Annotated in this window: 20 protein-coding genes; 6 read left to right on the top strand and 14 right to left on the bottom strand. The window is 66.9% G+C overall.

What is annotated here, in order from left to right; translation table 11 throughout:
• The first annotated feature begins 32 nt into the window (after window positions 1-32).
• A complete protein-coding gene (locus ASE70_RS07750) occupies window positions 33-1,109 on the top strand; it encodes a serine hydrolase domain-containing protein (RefSeq protein ID WP_235519671.1) in 1,077 nt (358 codons plus the stop codon).
• Here ASE70_RS07750 and ASE70_RS07745 read toward each other — a convergent pair.
• From ASE70_RS07745 to ASE70_RS07720, 6 genes are all read right to left on the bottom strand, one after another.
• Window positions 1,099-2,112 (bottom strand): zinc-binding alcohol dehydrogenase family protein, encoded by a 1,014-nt coding sequence (locus tag ASE70_RS07745; RefSeq protein ID WP_056503148.1) that lies wholly within the window; start codon window positions 2,110-2,112, stop codon window positions 1,099-1,101. The two genes, ASE70_RS07750 and ASE70_RS07745, sit on opposite strands and share 11 nt — an antisense overlap.
• On the bottom strand, window positions 2,109-3,794 hold the full coding sequence (locus tag ASE70_RS07740; protein WP_056503143.1) for an alpha-L-fucosidase: 1,686 nt from the start codon (window positions 3,792-3,794) through the stop codon (window positions 2,109-2,111). The genes ASE70_RS07745 and ASE70_RS07740 overlap by 4 nt, the downstream gene beginning before the upstream one ends.
• A 10-nt stretch (window positions 3,795-3,804) precedes the next feature.
• Window positions 3,805-4,701, bottom strand: coding sequence for an amidohydrolase family protein (locus ASE70_RS07735; protein ID WP_200925605.1), 897 nt, complete (start codon window positions 4,699-4,701; stop codon window positions 3,805-3,807).
• Between the two features lie 116 nt (window positions 4,702-4,817).
• The gene (locus ASE70_RS07730) at window positions 4,818-5,006 is read right to left on the bottom strand and encodes a hypothetical protein (protein ID WP_056503139.1); all 189 of its coding nucleotides are present in this window, start codon (window positions 5,004-5,006) and stop codon (window positions 4,818-4,820) included.
• A gap of 622 nt (window positions 5,007-5,628) precedes the next feature.
• The gene (locus ASE70_RS07725; protein ID WP_056503136.1) at window positions 5,629-6,984 is read right to left on the bottom strand and encodes a family 43 glycosylhydrolase; all 1,356 of its coding nucleotides are present in this window, start codon (window positions 6,982-6,984) and stop codon (window positions 5,629-5,631) included.
• The gene (locus ASE70_RS07720) at window positions 6,984-10,184 is read right to left on the bottom strand and encodes a glycoside hydrolase family 2 TIM barrel-domain containing protein (protein ID WP_056503133.1); all 3,201 of its coding nucleotides are present in this window, start codon (window positions 10,182-10,184) and stop codon (window positions 6,984-6,986) included. The genes ASE70_RS07725 and ASE70_RS07720 overlap by 1 nt, the downstream gene beginning before the upstream one ends.
• Window positions 10,185-10,317: 133 nt before the next feature.
• Here ASE70_RS07720 and ASE70_RS07715 point away from each other — a divergent pair, with 133 nt between their 5' ends.
• On the top strand, window positions 10,318-11,811 hold the full coding sequence (locus ASE70_RS07715; protein WP_235519669.1) for a glycoside hydrolase: 1,494 nt from the start codon (window positions 10,318-10,320) through the stop codon (window positions 11,809-11,811).
• A 19-nt stretch (window positions 11,812-11,830) separates the two neighbouring features.
• On the opposite strand, the gene ssb is transcribed toward ASE70_RS07715, so the two are convergent.
• Both ssb and ASE70_RS07705 read right to left on the bottom strand, forming a co-directional pair.
• Complete coding sequence (gene ssb / locus ASE70_RS07710; protein ID WP_056503131.1) at window positions 11,831-12,388, bottom strand: single-stranded DNA-binding protein; 558 nt, start codon at window positions 12,386-12,388, stop codon at window positions 11,831-11,833.
• Between the two features lie 70 nt (window positions 12,389-12,458).
• Window positions 12,459-13,367, bottom strand: coding sequence for an endo alpha-1,4 polygalactosaminidase (locus ASE70_RS07705; protein ID WP_056503128.1), 909 nt, complete (start codon window positions 13,365-13,367; stop codon window positions 12,459-12,461).
• A 115-nt stretch (window positions 13,368-13,482) separates the two neighbouring features.
• Between ASE70_RS07705 and ASE70_RS19110 the strand changes: the two genes are divergently transcribed.
• Window positions 13,483-13,659: a DUF4169 family protein gene (locus ASE70_RS19110; RefSeq protein ID WP_082438776.1), complete on the top strand. Its 177-nt coding sequence runs from the start codon at window positions 13,483-13,485 to the stop codon at window positions 13,657-13,659.
• 22 nt (window positions 13,660-13,681) lie between these two features.
• Here the strand turns inward: ASE70_RS19110 and feoB are convergent, their stop codons facing one another.
• The 3 genes from feoB to ASE70_RS07690 are packed head-to-tail and all read right to left on the bottom strand — an operon-like array spanning window position 13,682 to window position 16,532.
• Window positions 13,682-15,535 carry a ferrous iron transporter B gene (feoB, locus tag ASE70_RS07700; protein ID WP_056503125.1) on the bottom strand — a complete coding sequence of 618 codons (1,854 nt, stop codon included), beginning with the start codon at window positions 15,533-15,535 and terminating at the stop codon, window positions 13,682-13,684.
• Window positions 15,536-15,550: 15 nt separating this feature from the next.
• On the bottom strand, window positions 15,551-15,808 hold the full coding sequence (locus ASE70_RS07695) for a FeoA family protein (RefSeq protein ID WP_055998842.1): 258 nt from the start codon (window positions 15,806-15,808) through the stop codon (window positions 15,551-15,553).
• Between the two features lie 52 nt (window positions 15,809-15,860).
• Window positions 15,861-16,532, bottom strand: a complete 672-nt coding sequence (locus ASE70_RS07690) for a COQ9 family protein (protein ID WP_235512142.1) — start codon at window positions 16,530-16,532, stop codon at window positions 15,861-15,863.
• 114 nt (window positions 16,533-16,646) lie between these two features.
• Here ASE70_RS07690 and ASE70_RS07685 point away from each other — a divergent pair, with 114 nt between their 5' ends.
• Window positions 16,647-16,904, top strand: coding sequence for a glutaredoxin domain-containing protein (locus ASE70_RS07685; protein ID WP_056395802.1), 258 nt, complete (start codon window positions 16,647-16,649; stop codon window positions 16,902-16,904).
• A gap of 91 nt (window positions 16,905-16,995) precedes the next feature.
• Window positions 16,996-18,183 (top strand): aromatic amino acid transaminase, encoded by a 1,188-nt coding sequence (locus ASE70_RS07680; protein ID WP_056503555.1) that lies wholly within the window; start codon window positions 16,996-16,998, stop codon window positions 18,181-18,183.
• Here ASE70_RS07680 and ASE70_RS07675 read toward each other — a convergent pair.
• Window positions 18,180-19,025 carry a DMT family transporter gene (locus ASE70_RS07675; protein WP_327196824.1) on the bottom strand — a complete coding sequence of 282 codons (846 nt, stop codon included), beginning with the start codon at window positions 19,023-19,025 and terminating at the stop codon, window positions 18,180-18,182. The genes ASE70_RS07680 and ASE70_RS07675 overlap by 4 nt on opposite strands.
• A 123-nt stretch (window positions 19,026-19,148) precedes the next feature.
• On the opposite strand from ASE70_RS07675, the gene ASE70_RS07670 reads away from it, so the two are divergent.
• Complete coding sequence (locus ASE70_RS07670; RefSeq protein ID WP_056503120.1) at window positions 19,149-20,237, top strand: alkene reductase; 1,089 nt, start codon at window positions 19,149-19,151, stop codon at window positions 20,235-20,237.
• Window positions 20,238-20,522: 285 nt separating this feature from the next.
• Here ASE70_RS07670 and ASE70_RS07665 read toward each other — a convergent pair whose 3' ends face one another.
• A complete protein-coding gene (locus tag ASE70_RS07665) occupies window positions 20,523-21,218 on the bottom strand; it encodes a head GIN domain-containing protein (protein ID WP_056503117.1) in 696 nt (231 codons plus the stop codon).
• A gap of 120 nt (window positions 21,219-21,338) precedes the next feature.
• Window positions 21,339-21,872: a CarD family transcriptional regulator gene (locus ASE70_RS07660; RefSeq protein WP_055998829.1), complete on the bottom strand. Its 534-nt coding sequence runs from the start codon at window positions 21,870-21,872 to the stop codon at window positions 21,339-21,341.
• Window positions 21,873-22,031: the final 159 nt, after the last annotated feature.

The following is a 22,031-nucleotide window of genomic DNA, read 5'->3' as shown; positions in this document are numbered from 1 at the left end:
CGGGCGGCGAGATACCTCGCCGCCCTTCTTGTATGGCAGCCACGACCGCCGACATGGAAGCGATGCGTGCGCTGCTCCCCTGTCTGTTGTTCCTGACCGCTGCCTGTGACGGCGGTGCCACACCCCAGCCGCAACCCGAAGCAAGCGCCGCGACCCGCGGGCTGAACGCCGACACGATGCAGGCGGCCATGGCCGATGCGCAACGCCTGCCGCGATTACGATCGCTGCTGGTGCTGCGCGACGGCCAGACGCTCGCCGAACGCGTCTTCAACGGCGGTCCGGCGCTCGACCGACCGGTCAACATCAAATCGGCCTCGAAATCGGTGATGTCGGCGCTGGTCGGCATCGCCGTCGCGCGTGGCGTATTCACCGGCGTCGATCAGCCGGTGCTGCCGATCCTGCGCGCCGATGCGCCGGCCAACCCCGACCCGCGCCTCGCCCGCGTGACGATCGGCAACCTGCTGTCGATGCAGGCCGGGCTGGAGCGGACCTCGGGTGAATATTATGGTCGCTGGGTTTCCAGCCCCAATTGGGTCCGCTTCGCATTGTCGCGGCCGTTCGTCGCCGATCCGGGCACGGACATGCTCTATTCAACCGGATCGACGCACCTGCTGTCGGCGGCGCTGACCCGGGCGAGCGGTCGCAGCACGCTGGCCAATGCCCGCGACTGGCTGGGCGAACCGTTGGGTATTACGATTCCCGTCTGGCCCGCCGACCCCCAGGGCATCTATTTCGGCGGCAACGAGATGCGGCTGTCGCCGCGCGCGCTCGCCCGGTTCGGCGAACTCTATCGGCTGGACGGCATGGTCGACGGCAAACGCATCCTGCCGGCCGGTTGGGTTCAGACCAGCTGGACGCCGCGCGCGACATCGCCATGGAGCGGGCAGGACTATGGCTATGGCTGGTTCCTGACCACGATGCGCGGCCATCCGGTACGCTTCGCATGGGGCTATGGCGGGCAGATGGTCTATGTTGTCCCCGACCTGCGGCTGACGATCGTCATGACCTCCGCCGCCGACGCCCCGCGCAACACCGGCCATATCGACGCCTTGCACCGGCTGGTGGCGGACGGGGTCATCCCGGCGGCGGAGGCGGGCGCTACAGGCTGACGATCGCCTTCAGCACACTATCCGCCTCCTCGATCAACTGCGGCATCCGGACCGGCGCTTCGTCGATCGACAGATGATGCGTGGCGATACGATCGGTGGCGATCCGACCGCTGCGGATGCTGGCGATGACGTGGTCGAAATCGACCGACAGTGCGTTGCGGCTGGCGCGCAAGGTCGTCTCGCGCTTGTGGAATTCGGGATCGGCGAAGACCAGATCGTCCTTGCACACCCCGACCAGCGTATAGTCGCCGCCATGCGCGACATAGGCCAGACCCGCGCGCATCGCCGCGATATTGCCGGTGGCGTCGAACACCTGATCGAACATTTCGCCTTCGGTCATCGCCGCCAGCGTGTCGGTCAGCATCGCGTCGGCGACCACGGTCTCGCCGAACCCGAATTGCGCGGTGGCATAGTCCAGCCGCTGCGCGCGCGTATCGGCCAGGACGATGCGTTCCGCTCCCGCAATCCGCGCGAACAGGGCGGTGCCGACGCCGATCGGCCCCGCCCCGACGACGAGCACGCGATCGCCGGGAGCGACCGCTGCCCGCCGGACCGCATGCGCGCCGATCGCGAGGAATTCGACCATCGCCGCCTGTTCGAGGCTGAGGCCAGTCGCGTCGACCACCGCCGCCTCCGGCACGGTCAGCCATTCGCACAGGCCGCCGTCGACATGCACGCCCAGCACGCGAATTGCTGCGCAGCAATTGGGTTTGCTGCGCCGACATGCGCGGCAGGTGCTGCACGAAAGATAGGGATTTACCGTCACCACCTGCCCGACCGCGAACCGGCTGCCGGTGGGTGCCTCGACCACCTCGCCGGCCAGTTCATGACCGATCAACCGGGGATATTCGAGGAACGGATGCTTGCCGGCATAGATATGATAGTCGGTGCCGCACAGCCCGACCCGCCGCATCCGCAGCAGCACCTCCCCCGCCGTCGGTCGCGGCGGTTCACGGGTTTGGAGGCGCAGGTCGAACGGTTCGGCACAGACCAGCGCCTTCACGCGGTCAGCCCCCGCCCCGACAGCACCAGCGCCAGCCCGATCGAATGGCGCGCCGCTGCGGGCAGCGTCACCTCCAGCGCGTTGCCGGTGCGCCGGAACGACAGCGGCGTGGTATCGCCGGGCATCGTCACGCGGCGCACCTCCCCGGTCAGCGTCGGATCGTTGCTGCCCAGTAGGGTCAGCCGCACGACGTTATCGTCGGGCCAGCCGAGCACCAGCGCGTGCAGATCGTCGCCGCGCACCACATAGCGCACGTCGCGCGCGCCATAGGGCGAGTTGGGACCACCTTCCGAAAACAGCCCCTGTCCGGCGCGGGTCGGCCCTTCGCCGAACCGCTTCCACGGCCGGGTCGCATAGATGGCGGCACCGAAGCGCTGCATCCAGCCGCCAATCTCTCCGACGATCCGTTCTTCCTTCGCGTCGATCGTCCCGTCGCCGCGCATCGGCACCGACAGCATCAGATTGCCGTTTTTCGACACGACGTCGCACAGGGTATGGATGACGGTGGCGGCGGACTTGTAACCGTCGCGCGCCGCCAGATCGGCATCGTAATGCCAGTTGCCGAGACAGGTATCGGTCTGCCACGGAAAGCGTTCGATATAGCTCTTGCCGCCGCGTTCGACGTCGTCGACGATCCCCATCCGCCGCTGCGGCGGCGTCGTCTTGCTGGTGACCACCGCCTCCAGCCGCCCGCCATGCCACGCCATCGACTGGTTGTAATACCATGCCGTCACGTCGAGCCCGTGCTGTTCGAGCGGAAGGTCGAAATTGTCGAAATAGATCATGTCGGGACGATGTTGTTCAATCAGGTCGCGGCACCGCAATTCCCAATTGCGGGCGAAGTCGCTGTTCGCGGGCACCCCTTCGGTCCATAACCGGTCGGTCGCGTCGTGCCACAGATCGGCTTCACCCCGCGTGCGGATGCCGTCGGGCATCGGCATGTGCCGCCCGGTATAGAGTTGCTGCGGGTCGAGCCCGTCCCACCATCTGCCGCGCCCCTGTGCCGCGGTCAGCGTGTACGCGTCATACCGCTGTCCCGCGCGCGGCCCGTCGGGATCGTACCCATAGGCCGCCTGGTTCCAGTGCCACGCATGCGCCGAATGGTTCGACACCCCGAACCGGAGCCCGCGTTCGCGCGCCAGTTTCGCCCAGGTACCAACGATATCGCGCTTCGGCCCGACCCGCGTCGTGTTCCACGCGTGATGCCGCGACGCATAGGCATCGAGATTGTCGTGATGATTGGCCAGCGCCATGAAATAGCGCGCGCCAGCCTTCTGATACAGGTCGAGCAACCGCGCCGGGTCCCAGCGATCGGCCGTCCACAGATTCTGGATTTCGATGAAGCCGCGATCGGCGGGATGACCATAATGCTTGAGGTGATGGTCGTAAGCGCGGCTGCCCGGCAGATACATGTCGCGCGCATACCAGTCGCCCGCCTCCGGCACACATTGCGCGGTCCAGTGCGCCCAGATGCCGAACTTCGCATCGCGGAACCAGTCGGGCGCGCTGTAGCCGGCGGTCAGCGACGCCCAGTCGGGGGTGAAGCGTGCCGGCGGCGACACCTTCAACGCGCGCCCCGCCCCCATCGGCGTCGGCTGGGTCGGCATCGCCGATGCCACCGCCGGTGCCATTGCCGCCGCAGCCAGCCCGCCCCCGATCATCTCGCGCCGTGTCGCGTCCATACCAACCCTCCTACAGATCCAAGCCCAGCCGATAGAAGCGATCGGCGCTCCGCCCCCACACCGCCCGCTGTTCGTCGTCGGACAGGCCCGACAGCAGCGTGGCATAGGTCGACAGCGTCGCATCGAGCCCCGCTGCCAGCCGGTCGGTCGGGAAATTGGTGGCGATCATCACCCGGTGGGCACCGAACCGGTCGATCACCTCGTCCACGATCGGTGCCAGCACCGTCGGGTCGAGCGCCGGGTCGATGAACCCCGCCCCCGACAGCTTGATCGCCGCATGGGGCAGTTCGGCCAACGCGATCAGCCCGCTGCGCCATTCGTCCAGCCCGTCGGACAGGATCGGCAGCGCGAGATGGTTCAGCACCACGGGCACATCGGGGTGGGCACGCGCCAGGTCGGCCAGTCCCGCCAGTTGCGGAGGAAAGCCATGAAAATCGAAGCTGAGGCCATAGTCGGCGAGCAGCGCGAACCCGCGTGCCCATGCCGAATCGCGCGTCAGATCGCGGTCATAGGCACATCGTGATGCGTCGCGCGGATGCCAGCTGATCAGGTGGCGGATACCGCGCACGCCCGGTTGCGCCGCCTGCCACGCCAGTTCGTCCTCGACATCCGCCCGGTCAAGCGCGACGCGGGCGACGATCGCGCCGGGCAGGCGATTGGCTGCGGCGACGCCGGTCAGCCAGTCCGTCTCCGCCCGCCCCTGATCGGGGTGCGCCCCGGCATCGACATGCACCGCCCCGACAGGATGCCATGCCGCCGTTTCGCGCCGGTAATCGTCAATCCGGTAATCGGGGGCGATCGCCGCCTGCGCCGGATCGGCCAACCACGGATAGCGCAGCACGCCATGGTCCCACAGGTGGAAATGCGCATCGACGAACGGCGGGCGATGGGTGTCGCCTGTGGTCACCACCGTCCCCGTCGCTGCCGCCGCATCGTCACTATCTCACCCACGGGCCGCTTGTCGATGCGCGACCTTTTTATGGGTGCGATCCTAGGTCGGAAAATGCAACGCTGGCAAGGGGATCAGTCGCTTTCCGGCGGCAGCGCCGCAGCGCGATCCTCATAGAGACGCTGGAACCTCGCATGGAGCGACCGGCTGACCGGGTCGCATCGTTCGCCCTGCCGGCGATGCTGATCGGCCCGCTTGAGCAGATAGTCGCGGTCCTCGGAGTCGGAAACGGCGATCGGAGCGGGTGTGAACTCGTTGGGCATGGCCGATCCTACCCCCGCCACCCGATCCGCCATATCGTGCAGAACTACCTTTTATTGGGTAGATTTGCGTCAACGGTCCGGTCGAAGGCACCGTCGATATCGCCGTCCCGGGCTTGACCCGGGATCCCGCTGTTCTTCGATGATGGCGGCCAAGAAGCGGGACCCCGGATCAAGTGAAGATCTCTGCGAACGTTGCAAGCTGGGCCAGAAACGCACCGTACCCCCGCGCAGGCGGGGGTCCAGAGCCGAGCAGAACAACGGCTTGCGCCTGGAACCCTGGCCCCCCGCCTGCGCGGGGGTACGGCAGGGGACGGGAACCGGTACTGTCGCAAAGGTCTCGCTCAAGCCCGGCGTGACGATGATGAAACACACTTCGATTGCGTCATCCTAGGCGGGATCGACATTCGATTCGCTGGGGTCAGGAATAGCGTTCGATCCCCCTTCGTCACTCCCGCGCAGGCGGGAGTCCATATGCGCCAGCGTCGCGAATCCAGCCAAACCGTTGGCGTCCATGGATTCCCGCCTGCGCGGGAATGACGAAATTCCGTGGGTGCCGCTGAATGTCGATCGGTCCGAGCTTCCGAAGGATAACGTCCGCGCGTTGAGGCCGACGGGTCGCCCCCTACCGCAGCGTCCATTCCCAGACACCGGCATCGGCGGGAACCCGCAACCGCAGATAGCGGACGCGGGCTGGGTGGTGCAGGTCGATCGGCGATCCGGTCGCGGCATCGGCCGTTGCCAGCTTTTGCCAGACACGACCGTCGCGCGATCCTTCGACCGACAGGGCGTAATAATGGGTGGGGAAGCGCATTCGCACGGCGCTGTCGCGCACCGGACGGATCGCGCCCAGATCGGCGGTCAGCAACGGCGCTGCCCCTGCCGCCGGGGTCCACCACGTCGCATAATTATCGTCCGCCGCCCGCGCCGGTCCGTGCAGCGCGTCGCTGCCCTGTCCGCTCGCCCGCCAGCGCAAGCCGGGGTCGCGATGCGCCGTGAAGCCGTTCACCGCGCCGCCATGGCTCGGCACCACCTTGGCGATACTGCCATCGGGCCGGATCGTCAGCAGATCGACCGCGACCTGTCGCAGCACCGCGTCGCCCGGCGGCGGAAAGGGCAGGCCCTGCCGGTGATACAGGATATAGGGCTGGCCGCCCGAGCGGAACACCGCGTGATGGCCGGGGCTGATGACCGATCGCGCGGCATCGGTCGACAGGATCGGACTGTCCGGTCCCTCACGAAACGGTCCGAACGGCGTGTCGCCGATCGCATAGCGGACCTTGTAGGTGTCGGTCGTCGTCTTGCCGTCGCTATAGGTCAGCAGATAGTGCTTGCCCTGCCGGACCATGAACGGCCCTTCGAAATAATGGGCCGGGGTGACGTCGCGGGGCGTCCCGTCGAACGTCACCATATCGGGTTTCAGCTTCACGACGAAGCAATGGCCGTTGGTCCAGTTCCAGCCCGATCCCCAATAAAGATAGGCCTGCCCGTCATCGTCGATGAACGCTTCGGCATCGATCATGTGATAGTCGGGGGCGAACGCCTTGGCGATCAGCGGCTTGCCGCCATTGGCATCGGCCCATGGCCCGGCGGGGGAAGCGGCGCTGCCGACCCACACCTCGCTGCCGACCGAGACATACATGTACCAGCGGCCATTGGCGGCCTTCACCACCGATGGTGCCCAGACCTTCGAATCGCCCGAGCTGGGGCTGGTCGCCGCCGCCTTGGTCGGCCAGTTGGGCAGCGAGAAGCGCCAGTCGCGGCCATTGTCCGACGTCCATAGCCCCAGCCGGTCGTCGCCCCATGGATCGATCGTGGCAAAGATATACCAGCGAGCGCCGTCACGGACGATCGACGGATCGGCGAAATAGCCCGGCAGCAGCGGATTGGCCGCGCCGGGACTGTCCCAGCGCGGCGCGGGCGCGGCGGCGGCGACCAGCAGCCCCGCCACTAGCACCGCCGCGACGCTCCCGCCCCGCATCACTGCGCCTCGGTCGCGCGGGCCGGGCGCGCCTTGTCCGGCGTCGTCCCTTCGCCGCCGAACGGTTCGAGGCGGAAGGCGATGCGCGTCGGCACCAGCTTCGTGCGATATTCCATGTGCGGCTGGCCGACATGGCTCCACGTCGTGTCGCCACCCACGCCCCATTGCGCGGCATCGATGTTCAGCGTGACATGATCGTGCGGCACGATATCGCTCGACTTCCACGTACCCGGCGTGCGGCGATCGAGGTCGGTGTAGGGGAAGGCCAGCGCCTGCATCATCAGCGGCGTATCGCCGACGACGCGGACGCCGCGTCCGGTGCCGCTCAATTCCATCCAGCGGACATCGACCTTGTTGCCGGTATCCTGCGGCCGCATATAGTCGTGATTCTGGTCGGCAATGGCACCGCGCCACAAGCCGAGCGCGGCACTGGTCTTGCGGTCGACATAGCTTTCGTGCGGGCCGCGGCCATACCATTCGACCGTCTTCATCGACATCGGCAGCGTATAGGCCATGCCGATCCGGATCGGCGCGGTCAGATCGCTCTTCAGCGGCACGAAGTCGCCGACCACCGCCACCGAACCGTCGCCGGCCATGGTGTATGTCGTGACGAACGACGCCGCGCCCGCGCCCATTTCATAATCGACGCGGACATTGGCCGTTCCGTCCGGCCCACGCTGCGCCGTCACCGACCGCACCTGCCGATTGTCGGCGACCGGTTCCCATGCGGAAGTATCGGCAAGGTTGCCGTTGGCGAGGTCGTTGTCGGTCGGCGCGCGATGGAAATTGGGCGCGCCGCCCTGCACCAGCGTCGTCCCGCCGCTGCGATACCCCTCCAGCAACCCGGTCTTGCGATCGATCGACAGCGACGCACCGTTCGCCGACAGGCGGACCGCATCGGCACTGTCGGCGATCGTCACCGTGCCCTTGCGCACCGCTACCGGCGCGACCGTCTTGCCGAGCGCGAACTGTTCCCAGCCAACGACATAGTTGGCGGGGACCATCGGCACCGCACCCTGCTTCGCCCGCGCGCGCACCGTCACGAAATATTCCGCGCCGGGTTTGCGCGGCACCGACGTCAGCGGCACCGTCACCGCCTCGGTCCCGTGCGCGACGGTGGTGAGCGGCGGCAACGCCCCGGTCGCGACGGCCACCCCGTCCTCCTCGACCACCCAGTCGAACGCGAAGCCCGACAGGTCGCGGAAATCGTGGCGGTTGCGGACGGTCAGCCGGCCGGTTGCGGGATCGAACCCTTCGAACTGGATCGGCGACAGGACCTTCTGCACCTCATAGAGTTGCGGATTGGGGGTGCGATCGGGCTGGTTCAGCCCGTCGCCGAACTCGATATCGCCGCCCGGATTGGGGCCGTACTCGCCGCCATCGCCCCAATAGCGTTTGCCGTCCTTGTTCGCGCGGTACATCGACTGGTCGACCCAATCCCAGATGAAGCCACCCTGCAACTTGTCGGGATAGCGGTAAATGGTGTCCCAATATTCTTTGAAATTGCCGCCCGAATTGCCCTGCATATGGGCATATTCGCACTGGATCATCGGCTGCTTGCGGCTCGGGTCCTTCGCCCAGTCGACCATCTTCTCGACGTCGTCGTACATCGGTGCATAGATATCGACATAGGGGTTGGGCTGGTGATCCCAGTCGAGCGTGCCCCAGCCGAGATAGGAGACCAGCCGGGCGCCGTCGCGCTTGCGGATCGCGGCGGCGGCCTTTTCGAAATTGGGCCCGATGCCGGCTTCGTTGCCGAGCGACCAGAAGATCACCGAGGGGTGATTCTTGTCACGCTCGACCATGTTCATCACCCGGCTGACATGCGCGCCCTCCCATGCCGGATCGAAGCCGATCTGGAGTTTGGGGCGCAGTTCGGGATGCTTGTTCGCGTAATCCATATACGCGTGGCTCTCGATATTGGCCTCGTCCATCACGTACATGCCCATCTCGTCGGCCAGCGCGTACCAGCGCGGGTCGTTGGGATAGTGCGAGGTACGGATCGCGTTGAAGTTGTTGCGCTTCATCAACTCCATGTCGCGACGCATCGATTCGTCGGAAATGACGTGAAACGTCACCGGATCATGTTCGTGGCGGTTGATGCCGCGGATCACGATCGGGCGGCCGTTGACGCTGACCTTGCCGTTCAGCATCCGCACGTCGCGGAACCCGATCCGCTGCGGCGTCGACTGGATCACCCGGCCCTGCGCATCGACCAGTTCGACCAGCAGCGTGTAGAGGTTGGGCGTCTCCGCACTCCACTGCCGCACGCCGGGCACGTCGGCGCTGATCGTGACGCTGCGCGCATCACCCCGCCCGCCGACCGCCGCCTCGCGCGACAGGACCTCGTTTGTGCCGTCGAGCAGGACGATCCGCGCCTTGGCCGGGGCCGCGCCCTTCACCGCGACGTCGACCGCCAGCCGCCCGTCGCGAAACGCCGGGTCCAGCCCGGCATGGACGAAGATATCGGCGATCCGCGTCTTGGGCACCGCCGCGACATAGACTTCGCGCTCGATCCCCGACACCCGCCAGAAATCCTGATCCTCCAGATACGACCCGTCGGACCAGCGGATGACCTGTACCGCCACCGTGTTGCGACCGGGCCGGACCATGCGCGTCACGTCGAATTCGGACGGCAGCTTGCTGTCCTCGGAATAGCCGGCTTCCTGCCCGTTGACCCACACCCGGTACGCCGATCCCGCCGCACCGATATGCAGGATCACGTCGTCGCCGCTCCACGTCGCGGGCACATCGAAGTCGCGGCGATAGGAACCCGTTTCGTTGGTGTCGTGGGGAACGAGCGGACGATTGGCCGGAAACGGATAGGTGATGTTGTTGTATTTGGGCTGGCCGTACCCCTGCGCCTGCCACATCGCCGGCACGGGAATCGTCTTCCACGCCGATACGTCATAGCCCGGGGCCTCGAACCCCTTGGGCGCGCCGTCGACCGACGGGCTGAAGTTGAAGCGCCAGTCGCCGTTGAGCGACAGGAAGCGGCTCGATCGGGTCCGGTCGCCGGCGAGCGCACCCTCGCGGGTTTCGAAGGCGAAGCCGGTCGCCCGCGCCGGCATCTTGCCCCGCGCATAGACCGCCGGATTTTCCCAATCGGGCCGCTTGGGATCGACCTGCACCGGATCGACCTTCGGCGCCTGCGCCACCGCCGGTACCGCCAATGCCATCAGGCCGACCCCGGCCAGCATCCTGCCAAAATTCACACGGCTCTCCCTAGATTAGTTTTGTCAGACAATATACGATTGGAGCGACGATGCAATCGCCGAAGTGCGGTTCGGGTCGGTTCGCCGGGGCGTACCGCGTGGCAAGGGAGGAACGAGAATGGCGGAACGGCGATGGGCGACGGGCATGGTGGCGGCGGCGTTGCTATGGGCCGCCCCGGTGATGCCTGCCATGGCACAAGCGGCACCACCACCTGCGGACCCTGCCAGAGTCGCGATCCCGCTGCGCGTCGCGACCGACCGGCCGGGCACGACCTTCGAAGGCTGGGGCACGGCGCTCGCATGGTTCGCGAACGTGACCGGCGGCTATCCGCCCGAAACGCGCGACCGGCTGGCCGACCTGTTCTACGGCCGCGACGGCCTCGGCTGGACGATCGCGCGCTACAACATCGGCGGGGGCAATGCCGCCGACACGCCGCCCTATCTGCGGACCGGCGCGGCGGTGCCGGGATTCTGGCGCAAGCCGGCGGGCGCGACCGGCAGCGACTGGTGGCGGGCCGACGATCCGGCGATGTGGGACTGGTCGGCCGATGCCGCTCAGCGCTGGTGGCTGGACGCGATCCGAGAGCGCGTCCGCCAGCCGATCTTCGAAGCCTTCTCCAACTCGCCGCCATGGTTCATGACCGTCAGCGGGCGCGTATCGGGCGCGACCAAGGGCACCGACGACAATCTGCGGCCCGGGGCCGAACCGCAGTTCGCGACCTATCTGGCGCGGGTGGTCGACGAGTTGCAGCGCCGCCACCGCATCGCCTTTCGCACGCTGTCGCCGGTCAACGAACCGAACACCGATTACTGGTTCGCCGCCAATACGCAGGAAGGCGCGCATTGGAGCCCGGCGCGACAGGGCATGATGATCGATGCCGCCGACGCCGCGCTGAAGGCACGCGGGCTGAAGACGGTGATCGCCGCGCCCGACGAAACCAATTCGACGCTGTTCGTCGCCGATTGGGCCGGCTGGAACGCAGCAACGCGGGCGCGGGTCGGGCAGTTGAACGTCCACAGCTATGGCAATGTCCACCAGACCGCCGTCCGCGACATCGCACGTGCCGCCAATATCCGCCTGTGGATGAGCGAGCACGACATGAGCGCCGACAAAGACCTCGAGAATTTCGAGAGCATGACGACGCCGCTGGCCTTTGCCGAGCATCTGGTCGGCGATTTCCGGCGGCTGGAACCCGCCGCGTGGGTATTCTGGCAGGCGGTCGAGACGCTGAGCGGGCGCAACGGCAAGCCCGGATCGAATTGGGGTCTTATCAAGATGGACCTGACCGCGCCCGCCCCGGGTCCGCAGTCGATCCACATCACCCGCAAATATTGGACGATGGCCAATTTCAGCCGCTATGTCCGACCCGGATACCGGCTGATCCCGATCGACGATATCGACAGCATCGCCGCGCTGTCACCCGATCGCGCAACGCTGGTCGTGGTGCATGTGAATGCGGGGCCGGTCCGCCGCGACCTGTCGCTGGCCGGTACCGGCTATCACCTTGCCGAAACGGTAGTGACCGACGCGACGCACAATGCCGCGCCGGTCGCGGGGCGCACGATGGTCGCGCAGCCCCGATCGATCACGACCTTCGTCCTTCGCCGGTGATCGCCGGCGGCGGCGGCGATCAGAACGGCACGTCGTCGTCGAGATCGTCGCCGAAGCCGCCGCCGAAATTACCGCCCTTGTTGCCGCCCGAATTGAAGCCGCCGCTGCCACCGCCCCGCGATCCGCCACCCTGGCCACCGCCACCCGAGCCGCCGCCGAAATCGTCGCCACCGCCGAAATCGCCACCGCCACTGCGGCCACCGCCGCCGCCGCCCTGCGCGCCACCGGGACCGTCGAGCATCGTCAGCACGCTATTGAAGCCCTGCAACACGATTTCGGTGCTGTATTTGTCCTGGCCGTTCTGGTCCTGCCACTTCCGGGTTTGCAGCTGGCCTTCGATATAGACTTTCGACCCCTTGCGCAGGAACCGTTCGGCGACGTTGGCGAGCCCTTCGTTGAAGATCGCGACCGAATGCCATTCGGTCTTTTCCTTCTTCTCGCCCGAATTGCGGTCCTTCCACGATTCCGACGTGGCGATGCGCAGGTTCACCACCTTGCCGCCATTCTGGAACGAGCGCGACTCCGGGTCGCGGCCCAGATTGCCCACCAGAATTACCTTGTTCACGCTGCCAGCCATGGCAAAATTCCTCGTTCGAACCCTGATCGTCGCTGTTATGCGACTGCGGTCCTCAATGCCAGTGGATAGGTCAGTCGTCGCAGCTGAAGCGGAAGCGGTTGTCGAGCTCGACCGGCAGCACCAGCGTGCGCAGCCCGTGCACCCGCGACGCGACGCACAACGCATCGCGCGCACCGCCGCTGTTGGTGCGATAGGCCGATTTATACTCCGCCACGAACACCGGCTTGCCGGCGGTCAGGAACGGGGTCAGCCGGTCGCATTCGGCATATTCATGGCATTGTTCGTTGACCGCAAAGTCGAAGGCGGGGGCGAGCACCGCCACCTGATCGAGATCGTTCTTCAACCCGACCGCCAGCCCGCGCGCATGCGCTTGCGTGCCGAGAAACCGGTTATAGTCGAGCTGCTGGTCGGCGGTGATGCCCAGGCCGTTGCGATTGGCGTAACCGTCGACATTGTCCAGCTCGACCGCGTCGCAGCCCTTCGCCTTCGCCAGATCGAGGCGGAGCGCCATCACCCGGCGGACATTCGTCGAGGTGACCGACAGCCACCGCTCCCCCGCCCAGCCGTCGAGCGTCGCACCGCGATCGGCGGCGGTAAATTCCCCGTCGTCGCTGCGCCAGTTTTCGGACGACCCGGCGGAGAAATAACAGATGACCCGCCGCCCGGCAGCGTGGAGCGAGGCGATGGTCGCGGGCGGTGCGTCGAACAGGTCGATGTCATAGGCGTCGACCGCGTAGCGGGTGTCGATCGTCCCGCTCAACTGCCACTGCCACGTCGTTGACGCGGTCGGTCGCCACCAGCCGGCGGCCGTGGTCGGGGCAGGCGTTGGCGTCGGGGTCGGCGAAGCTGCGGGTGTGGGCGTCGGGGTGGGGGCGACGACGGTGCCGCCCTCCGCCTCGCCGCTGCCGCCGCCACAGGCGGTCGCCGATAGCGCGAGCGCCAGCGCCCATGTCCTGCCCGTTCCCGTCCGATACCGCATACTGCCCCTGTTCCGTCGCCATGCCCGCTACGCCGGTCGGGCCATGGCCGCAAATGCGTTTCGGACTGGTCAATCGCGTGGTGCCACGGCAGATTTCGTCGCAGGAGGAGCAGCCATGGGCGACGTCATCAACCTCAACCGTTTCCGCAAGGCCCGCGCCAAGGCGGACCGGGCGCAGGAAGCCGATGCCAATCGCGCGAAATTCGGCCGGACCGCCGCCGACAAGGCACGCGACGACGCCGATGCCGCGCGGCGCAAGGCGTTGCTCGATGGGGCGAAGCTGGAGGAGTAGGGATCGAAGTAGGACGAAACGCCTATCCCAGCCCGAAGGCAACCGCCGTCCAATAGGTCGCACCCGCCGCGATATAGGCCAGCGCGAACAGATAGACGATCATCACCAGCGGCCATTTCCAGCCATTGGTCTCGCGCCGCGCCACCGCGATCGTAGACAGGCATTGCGGCGCGAACACGAACCAAGCGAGGAAGGCGAGGGCGGTGGCGAGACTCCATCGCCCGGCGAGGCGCCCACCCAGCTCCTGCGCGCCCTGTTCCTCATCCGCCGCGTCGATCGCATAGACGGTCTGCAACGCCGACACCGCGACCTCGCGCGCCGCCATCGCCGGGATCACTGCCAGCGACATTTCGTGATTGAAGCCGATCGGCCGCAACACGACCTCCAGCCCCGATGCGATCCGGCCCGCGATCGAATATTCCGACTGCTTCACGCCCGCCGGCGCGACCGGATAGGAGGTCAGCAGCCACAGCGCGACGGTTACCTGCAAAATGATCGTGCCGGCGCGACGCAGGAAGACATAGGCGCGCTGCCACAGGCCGATCGCGATGTCGCGGATCGATGGCAGCTGATAGCGCGGCATTTCCATCAGAAATCCGCCACCCACGCCCTTGGTCGCGGTCCGGCGCAGTACGAACGCGGCGATCACCGCGCCGAAGATGCCGGTCAGGTACAGCACCAGCAGCACCAGCCCCTGCAACCCCACGCCCGGCAGCACTGCCCGAGCCGGAATGAACGCGCCGATGACGACCGCATAGACCGGCAGGCGCGCAGAGCAGGTCATCAGCGGCGCGATCAGGATCGTGGTCAGCCGTTCCTTGGGATCGTCGATCGATCGCGTCGCCATGATGCCGGGAATCGCACAGGCAAACGACGACAGCAGCGGGATGAAGGCCCGCCCCGACAAGCCGACGCCGCTCATCAACCGGTCCATCAGGAACGCGGCGCGGACCATGTAGCCCGACGCTTCGAGCAGCAGGATGAACACGAACAGGATCAGGATCTGCGGCAGGAACACCACGACCGATCCGACGCCGTTGATGACCCCTTCGACCAGCAGGCTGCGCAGGAAACCGGCGGGCAGGTTCGCCATGGCGGTATCGGCCAGCCAGCCCTGCCCCCCCTCGATCCAGCCGATCGGCGCTTCGGACCAGCTGAACACCGCCTGGAACATGATGAACAGGATGGCGAACAGCAGGATAGGGCCGGCGACCGGGTGCAGCGCGATGCGATCGACGCTGCGGGTGACGGCGCGCGACCGGGGTTGTTCGACCACGGCGGTGCGCGCGATCCGGCGCGCCTCACGCTGGAAATGGCGGATATCGGCCTCGACCCGGTCGATCGCCGCCGAACGGGGGGCGCGCGACAGCGCATCGGCCAGCGCCGCGCGCAATTCGTCGAGACCGCGTTTGCGCACCGCGACCGTCGCCACCACCGGCAGGTCGAGTTCGGCGGACAGGACGGCCAGATCGATCTTCAGCCCGTCCCGCGTCGCCATGTCGATCATGTTGAGCGCCAGCACCATCGGCCGCCCGAGCGATTTCAGTTGCAGGACGAAGCGCAGGTGATTGTCGAGATTGGTCGCGTCGGCGACGACGATCATCGCATCGGGCACCCGCTCGCCCGCCTGCCGCCCGAGGACCACGTCGCGGGTGACCGCTTCGTCGGGGCTGGACGGATCGAGGCTGTAGGTGCCGGGCAGGTCGACCAGTTCGATCGGACGCCCGTCGTCGAGCGCGAGGCGACCCGAATGCCGTTCGACGGTCACGCCGGGGTAATTGCCGACCTTTTGCCGGGCACCGGTGAGCGCGTTGAACAGCGCGGTCTTGCCGGCATTGGGATTGCCGACAAGTGCTACCAGAGGTGCGGGGTTCACGTCGGGTCCGGTCGATCAGCCCGCCAGCGGCGCGACACGGATCGCGCCCGCGACATGCGCGCGCAGCGCCACGGTCATCCGACCGATCCGACAGGCCAGCGGCCCACCGGCCAGCATCGCGCGGTGGAGCAGTTCGATATCGACGCCTTCGTCCAGCCCGAATTCGCGCAGACGCCGTGCCTCGGTCGGCGACATCCGTTCCCATTCGATCGACGCGACCGTGGCCTGCTGGGTCCGCGGCAACTGGGCGAGGTTCAGATTGGGAGCGAGCATTGCGACTAATTAGCAATAAGCCCGCGCCAATGAAAGCGGATTCTTTAGGGGTTCAGACCGCGGGATAGCGCAATCGCCCGATGAAGCGCGACAGGCTCAACCGCCGTTCGGGATCGCGCGACGCCAGCATCCGCCCCTTGAACTTTTCGAAGCGCATGATGCCGTCGATCCGCCGCGCGAGGAACGCGCGGGTATCGGCATGGCCACCGCTTTCGTCGTCGAGGAACACGGTGATGGTCGCGGCATAGACCGCGCCGAGCATCGTCCGCTTGGTATAATGATTGTAATCGGTCGCGGTATCACCGGCCAGCCGCCACATCAGGTCGACCGTCCGCCAGCCGAGTCTGGCCGCCCGCGCGACATTCTGCGGCATGGCGAGGATCGCCAGCGCGCGGCGCAACGCTTCGCGCTCACCCGCAACCGCCGCCAGCCGCGCCTCGACCAACGCGGTGATGCGCTCGCGGATCTTCATCGCGGACAGGCGATCGGCGGGCAGCGCCTCGATCATCCGCCGGTCGATCTCGCCGAACCACGCATCGATCATGTCAACCGCGCCACCTGCGAAGGCCAGCCGCGCGACATCGCCATCGGCACCGAAGGTCTGTGCCGCCGCCGCCACCGCCTTGTCGTTCCAGCCGTCGAACGCGGCATTGGCCGCGACCAGCGGCGCAAGCGCCGCGCGCAGTTCGTCGAGCGTCAGGTCGGCAGGTGCCAGCGGGGCCATCGCATCCTCCATCATCCGCCTTAGCTAGGATGTGGCGGCGCAAACGGCAACGGCGGAACCGGCGCATCGTCCGGGCGCTGTGGCGGGGACCGACTGCAGCAAAAGGAATGCATCATGGCCGACACGCGGAACGCCACCCTCTATCGCATGGTCCTGCCCGACCACACCTGTCCGTTCGGCGTCCATGCCAAGCAGCTGCTGCAATCCGCCGGCTATACCGTCGACGACCATATCCTGCGGTCGCGCGAAGAAGTCGACGCCTACAAGGCTGAACAGGGCGTCGACACCACCCCCCAAGTCTTCATTGATGGCGAGCGCATCGGCGGCAGCGACGATCTCGAACGCTTCCTCGCCGGGCATCGCGACGAATAGGGTATCGTCCGAAAGCGGTACGCGTTTTTCCTGCCTTCGCCGCATCGATCGGCCTATAGGCGCGGACGTTACCGCCATTTCGGGGATGTTCATGCCGTTTCGTTCGCTGGTCGCCCAGCCCGCCGACTCCTTGCTGCGCCTGATCGGTGCGTTCCGCGCCGATCCGCGCGCGCACAAGATCGATCTGGGTGTCGGCGTGTTTCGCGACGATCACGGCCATACCCCGGTGATGCACGCAGTGAAGCAGGCCGAGATGCGCCTGATCGCGACGCAGGACAGCAAGGCGTATCTGGGACCGGAGGGCGACAAGGGCTTCGTCGCGCTGCTCGAACCGCTGGTGTTCGGCACGGCCCCCGCCGCCGATCGCCGCTGCGGGTTGCAGACGCCGGGCGGGACCGGTGCGCTTCGGCTGGGCGCGGAACTGCTGGCCAAGGCGGGGGTGCGCCGCATCCTGATCGGGCAGCCGAGCTGGGCCAACCACGCGCCGGTCTTCGCCGCCGCCGGCATCGTCGTCGTGCCCCATGCCATGTTCGACATGGATGCGCAGACCATCGACCTGCCCGCGATCCGCGCCGCGATCGGTCAGGCGGAGGCGGGCGACGCGATCCTGCTGCACGGTTGCTGTCACAATCCGACCGGCATCGATCCGACCGCCGCCGATTGGCAGGTGATCGCCGCCGCCATCGCCGACAGCCGGATCGTGCCGTTCATCGACCTCGCCTATCAGGGGCTGGGCGACGACATGACCACCGACGCGGCAGGGACCCGGGCGGTGCTGGACGCGGTACCGTTCGCGCTGGTCGCCTATTCCTGCGACAAGAATTTCGGGCTGTACCGCGAACGCACCGGCGCGCTTTGGGCGACCGCACCCGACGCGGAGGCACGCGACATCGTCCTGTCCAACCTGCTGGCGCTGGCCCGCGCCAACTGGTCGATGCCGCCCGATCATGGCGCGGCGGCGGTGCGGATCGTGCTGGAGGACGAACATCTCGCCGCCGACTGGCGACGCGAACTCGATGCGCTGCGCACAAGGTTGCAGGGGCTGCGCAGCGAACTGGCGGCGATCGGGCAAGCAGGTTCGGTCGATCTGGCCCCGCTGGCGCGCGGCAAGGGCATGTTCGCCACGCTGCCGCTGTCGCCGACCCAGATCGAATGGCTGCGCGCGACGCACGGCATATACATGGCGGGATCGGGCCGGATCAACATCGCCGGCTTCGCGCCGGGCGACATCGCCCGCTTCGGCGAGGCGCTGGTCGATCTGGGCCGGGCGGGAGTTTAAGCGCGCGCCGCCGGCCGCTGCGCGCTGACCACTGCCAGCGCGGCGGCGACCAGCACCGCGCCGACCGCGTCGAGCATGGTCAGGCGCTCGCCATAGGCCGCCCAGCCGATCGTCGCGCCGACCAGCGGCTGGACCAGCAGCGCAAGGCCGACGACCAGCGGGCTGAGATGGCCCAGCGCATAGATCATCAGCCCCTGCCCCGCGATCTGGCTGACCAATGCCAGTGCCAACAGTGGTCCCCACTGCGTCGGCAGGATCGTTTCCCCCAATGCCATCGCCAGCAACAGCAGCGGCAGGACGCTGGCGATGCTCGACAGCGCGAGCGCGGGCACGGGTGCCATCGTCTGGCGCACCCGCCGCATCGCGATGAAATACCCCGCATACAGGATGCCGGCGAGCACGCAGAACAGATCGCCGGCCAGATGGCGCGACGACAATTCGGCCGAGCGCCCGAGCAGCAACACGCCGCCGACCGCCGCCAGCAGCAGCGCGGCCCCCTGCCCCCGTGTCGGCCAGCGGCGGATCGCGAAAAAGCCGTAGATCGGGAAGATCAGCACCGCGCAATTACCGAACAGCGTCGCATTGGCGAGCGTCGTGCGCAGGATACCGATATGCCATGCGCCCAGATCGACGGCAAAGGCGATACCCGCGATCAGCAGCGGTGCCAGCATCGACCCCGCCCGCCCGAACGCACGGCGATCGGTCCATAGCGCGGCGACCAGCAGCACCGGCAACGCCAGCGCGATCCGCCAGAATGCGGCCGCGACCGGTCCGGTATCGGCCAGCCGCACGAACCATGGTCCGAACGCCAGCGCGACGTTCGCGACGATGACCGCGGCCACTGCCCGACGGGGTGTTCTATGGGGCGGCATAATTTTTGTTTCAGGCGGTACCGGCTGCATGCCGCCCCCTACCGCCCTATCTCCGCATCGTCGCCTGAATTACAATATCCCGGAGTTTATTGCATGCTGACCCTGTTCGATCCGATCACGCTGGGCGATATCGAAGCGCCCAACCGGGTGCTGATGGCACCGCTGACCCGCGGTCGCGCGACGCGCGAACACGTCCCAACCGCGATCATGGCCGATTATTATGCGCAGCGTGCCTCGGCCGGCCTGCTGATTTCCGAAGGCACCGGGATCAGCCGCGAAGGGCTGGGCTGGCCGTTCGCGCCGGGGCTGTGGACCGACGAACAGGTCGAAGCGTGGAAGCCGGTCACCGCCGCCGTCCATGCCGCCGGTGGCCGGATTGTCACCCAGCTCTGGCATATGGGTCGGGTGGTGCATCCCGATTTTCTGGACGGGGCCGCGCCGCTGTCGGCGTCGGATACCACCGCGCCGGGACAGGCGCACACCTATGACGGCAAGAAGCCCTATGGTGCGGCACGCGCCGCAACGCTGGACGATATCGCCCGCGTGCTCGACGATTATTCGCGTGCCGCCCGCAATGCGAAGGCCGCCGGGTTCGACGGGGTGCAGTTGCACGCCGCCAATGGCTATCTGATCGACCAGTTCCTGCGCGACGGGGCCAACACCCGTGACGACGCCTATGGCGGGTCGCCCGAAAACCGCATCCGGCTGCTCGGCGAGGTCGTCGACCGGCTTATCGCGGAGGTCGGTGCCGGGCGGACGTCGGTGCGCTTCTCGCCCAATGGCGATACGCAGGGGGTGATCGACAGCGATCCGGCATCGGTGTTCGTGCCGGCCGCAAAACTGCTGTCGGACAAGGGCATCGCGTTCCTCGAACTGCGTGAACCCGGCCCCGACGGCACCTTCGGCAGCGCGACCCAGCCCCGCGTCTCGCCCGAGATCCGCAAGGTCTTCACCGGTCCGCTGGTGCTGAACCAAGATTATCGCGGCGACAATGCGCAGGCCGAACTCGACGCCGGCATCGCCGACGCCATCGCCTTCGGTCGGCCGTTCCTCGCCAATCCCGATCTGCCTCAGCGGTTGCAGGCCGGTGCCGAGCTCAATCCTGACAATATGGCAACGTGGTATTCGCGTGGAGCCGAGGGCTATACCGATTACCCGACGCTGGCGCGCGAAGCGGCGTGATCTAGCCGCCTGACCGAAGTTCGTACCTATCGTGATCGTCATCCGCGCTTGACCGGGGATCCCGCTGTTCTTCGTTTGGAGCCAGCAAAAAGCGGGACCCCGGGTCAAGCCGGGGTGACGATGATGAAGCGGACTTCGGTTCCGGGATATTAGGGTCGCTTTCGATCGAACGTGATCGCCCTCACCCTTCCGCGGCTGCGCCGCTTCCTCCCTATCCCGCTGAGAGAGGGAAAGACGCCGAAGGCGGCGAAGGGTGAGGGTAACCAAATGCGGCAGAGTTTGGCTCTAGCCGCAGTCGACGGTTCCGGTGCCGACCCGGTTCACCACGCAGCGCGCGTCGCGGCCCAGCGTCGCCGATCCGGCCCCGACCAGCGACACCTCGACCGGGCCATGGATGTCGGCGCTGACATCGCCGGTACCGGCAATCGATACGCTCGCCTCGCTCGCCTTGACCTGTCGGGCATCGATATCGCCGGTTCCTGCCACCGATAGCGTCAGGTGCCGCACCGCGCCTGCCGCCGCGATCGTGCCGGTGCCGGCGACGGTCAGCGCCGCGCGATCGCCACGCAACTGGCCGATCGTCATGTCGCCCGATCCACTCAGCGTCGCGGCAAAGTCTTCGCCGGTTCGGTCGATACTGATATCGCCCGATCCGGCCAGCACTGCGGCGGCGATCGTCGGCATGGTGACGCGGATGCGCGCGCCGTCGTGGCCCCTTCCCCAGAAATTGCCCTGCTTGCGGCCGATCTTCAGCATGTCGCCGTCGCGTTGGATGTCGAGGCCGTCCTGCGCGGCCTTGCCGCCCTCCACCCACACGGCGAAGGCCGGTCCCTGGACGATCTCGACCCGATCGTCGCTCGCCAGCGCAACGCCGGTAAAGTCACGTAGGGCAGCGTCGTCGCGCGGAGCGGCAACGGTCTGTTCGGTGTTACTCGCGCCGCATCCTGCCAGTCCCAGCGTCATTGCCAACATCCACCGCATCTGCGTTCCCCCTGTATTGCTGATACGATACAGCAAGGCGGTTCGGAACGCCAGCACCTCGAACGAAGAAGGGGCGACCGTTTCCGGCCGCCCCCTCGTTCGATCCGACTGCCTGCCCGGTCAGGCGGCGGTCTTTTCCTTGTTATAGATCGCGGCGGCCTCGCGCAGGATCTCGATGATCCGCTCCAGCGCCTTCGGCTCGTCGACCTGTTCCATCGCCGCCAATTCGCGGGCAAGGCGGCTGGCCGCCGCTTCGAAGATCTGACGCTCGGAATAGCTCTGCTCGGGCTGATCGTCGGCGCGGAACAGGTCACGGACCACTTCGGCGATCGACACGAGGTCGCCCGAATTGATCTTTGCTTCATATTCCTGCGCGCGGCGCGACCACATGGTCCGCTTGACCTTGGGCTTGCCCTTCAGCGTTTCCATCGCTTCGCGCATCGTCTTGTCCGACGACAGCTTGCGCATACCGACGCTTTCCGCCTTGTTGGTCGGAACGCGCAGGGTCATCCGCTCCTTCTCGAAGCGCAGCACATAGAGTTCGAGTTGCATGCCAGCGATTTCACTACGCTGGAGTTCAATCACACGGCCGACGCCGTGTTTCGGGTAAACGACATAGTCGCCGACATCGAAGGACAATGCCTTGGCAGCCATTGGTAACCTTTCCGTGGTCGTCGTTCCGATACCATCGTCCTCCGCCAATCGCTGTTCGAACGGCGGCTGGCGGGGTGGTCAGGGAACGGTGCTAAAGGTGATCTCCGGGCGGGGAGCTAGGTAAATAGCTTCCGTCGCCGCAGTCTATAACATCTTGGT

Source organism: Sphingomonas sp. Leaf22 (assembly GCF_001421715.1).
GTDB lineage: Bacteria > Pseudomonadota > Alphaproteobacteria > Sphingomonadales > Sphingomonadaceae > Sphingomonas.
The sequence above is the reverse complement of the archived record's forward strand: the minus strand, read 5'-3'. Positions and strand labels throughout refer to the sequence as shown.

What these genes read in the sequence shown, in the direction of transcription:
- ASE70_RS07750 (WP_235519671.1), top strand. Translation starts at nt 33, where the DNA reads ATGGCAGCCACGACCGCCGACATGGAAGCGATGCGTGCGCTGCTCCCC.
- ASE70_RS07740 (WP_056503143.1), bottom strand. Translation starts at nt 3,794, where the DNA reads ATGGACGCGACACGGCGCGAGATGATCGGGGGCGGGCTGGCTGCGGCG.
- ASE70_RS07730 (WP_056503139.1), bottom strand. Translation starts at nt 5,006, where the DNA reads ATGCCCAACGAGTTCACACCCGCTCCGATCGCCGTTTCCGACTCCGAG.
- ASE70_RS07725 (WP_056503136.1), bottom strand. Translation starts at nt 6,984, where the DNA reads ATGCGGGGCGGGAGCGTCGCGGCGGTGCTAGTGGCGGGGCTGCTGGTC.
- ASE70_RS07720 (WP_056503133.1), bottom strand. Translation starts at nt 10,184, where the DNA reads ATGCTGGCCGGGGTCGGCCTGATGGCATTGGCGGTACCGGCGGTGGCG.
- ASE70_RS07715 (WP_235519669.1), top strand. Translation starts at nt 10,318, where the DNA reads ATGGCGGAACGGCGATGGGCGACGGGCATGGTGGCGGCGGCGTTGCTA.
- ssb (WP_056503131.1), bottom strand. Translation starts at nt 12,388, where the DNA reads ATGGCTGGCAGCGTGAACAAGGTAATTCTGGTGGGCAATCTGGGCCGC.
- ASE70_RS07705 (WP_056503128.1), bottom strand. Translation starts at nt 13,367, where the DNA reads ATGCGGTATCGGACGGGAACGGGCAGGACATGGGCGCTGGCGCTCGCG.
- ASE70_RS19110 (WP_082438776.1), top strand. Translation starts at nt 13,483, where the DNA reads ATGGGCGACGTCATCAACCTCAACCGTTTCCGCAAGGCCCGCGCCAAG.
- ASE70_RS07695 (WP_055998842.1), bottom strand. Translation starts at nt 15,808, where the DNA reads ATGCTCGCTCCCAATCTGAACCTCGCCCAGTTGCCGCGGACCCAGCAG.
- ASE70_RS07690 (WP_235512142.1), bottom strand. Translation starts at nt 16,532, where the DNA reads ATGGCCCCGCTGGCACCTGCCGACCTGACGCTCGACGAACTGCGCGCG.
- ASE70_RS07685 (WP_056395802.1), top strand. Translation starts at nt 16,647, where the DNA reads ATGGCCGACACGCGGAACGCCACCCTCTATCGCATGGTCCTGCCCGAC.
- ASE70_RS07680 (WP_056503555.1), top strand. Translation starts at nt 16,996, where the DNA reads ATGCCGTTTCGTTCGCTGGTCGCCCAGCCCGCCGACTCCTTGCTGCGC.
- ASE70_RS07670 (WP_056503120.1), top strand. Translation starts at nt 19,149, where the DNA reads ATGCTGACCCTGTTCGATCCGATCACGCTGGGCGATATCGAAGCGCCC.
- ASE70_RS07665 (WP_056503117.1), bottom strand. Translation starts at nt 21,218, where the DNA reads ATGCGGTGGATGTTGGCAATGACGCTGGGACTGGCAGGATGCGGCGCG.
- ASE70_RS07660 (WP_055998829.1), bottom strand. Translation starts at nt 21,872, where the DNA reads ATGGCTGCCAAGGCATTGTCCTTCGATGTCGGCGACTATGTCGTTTAC.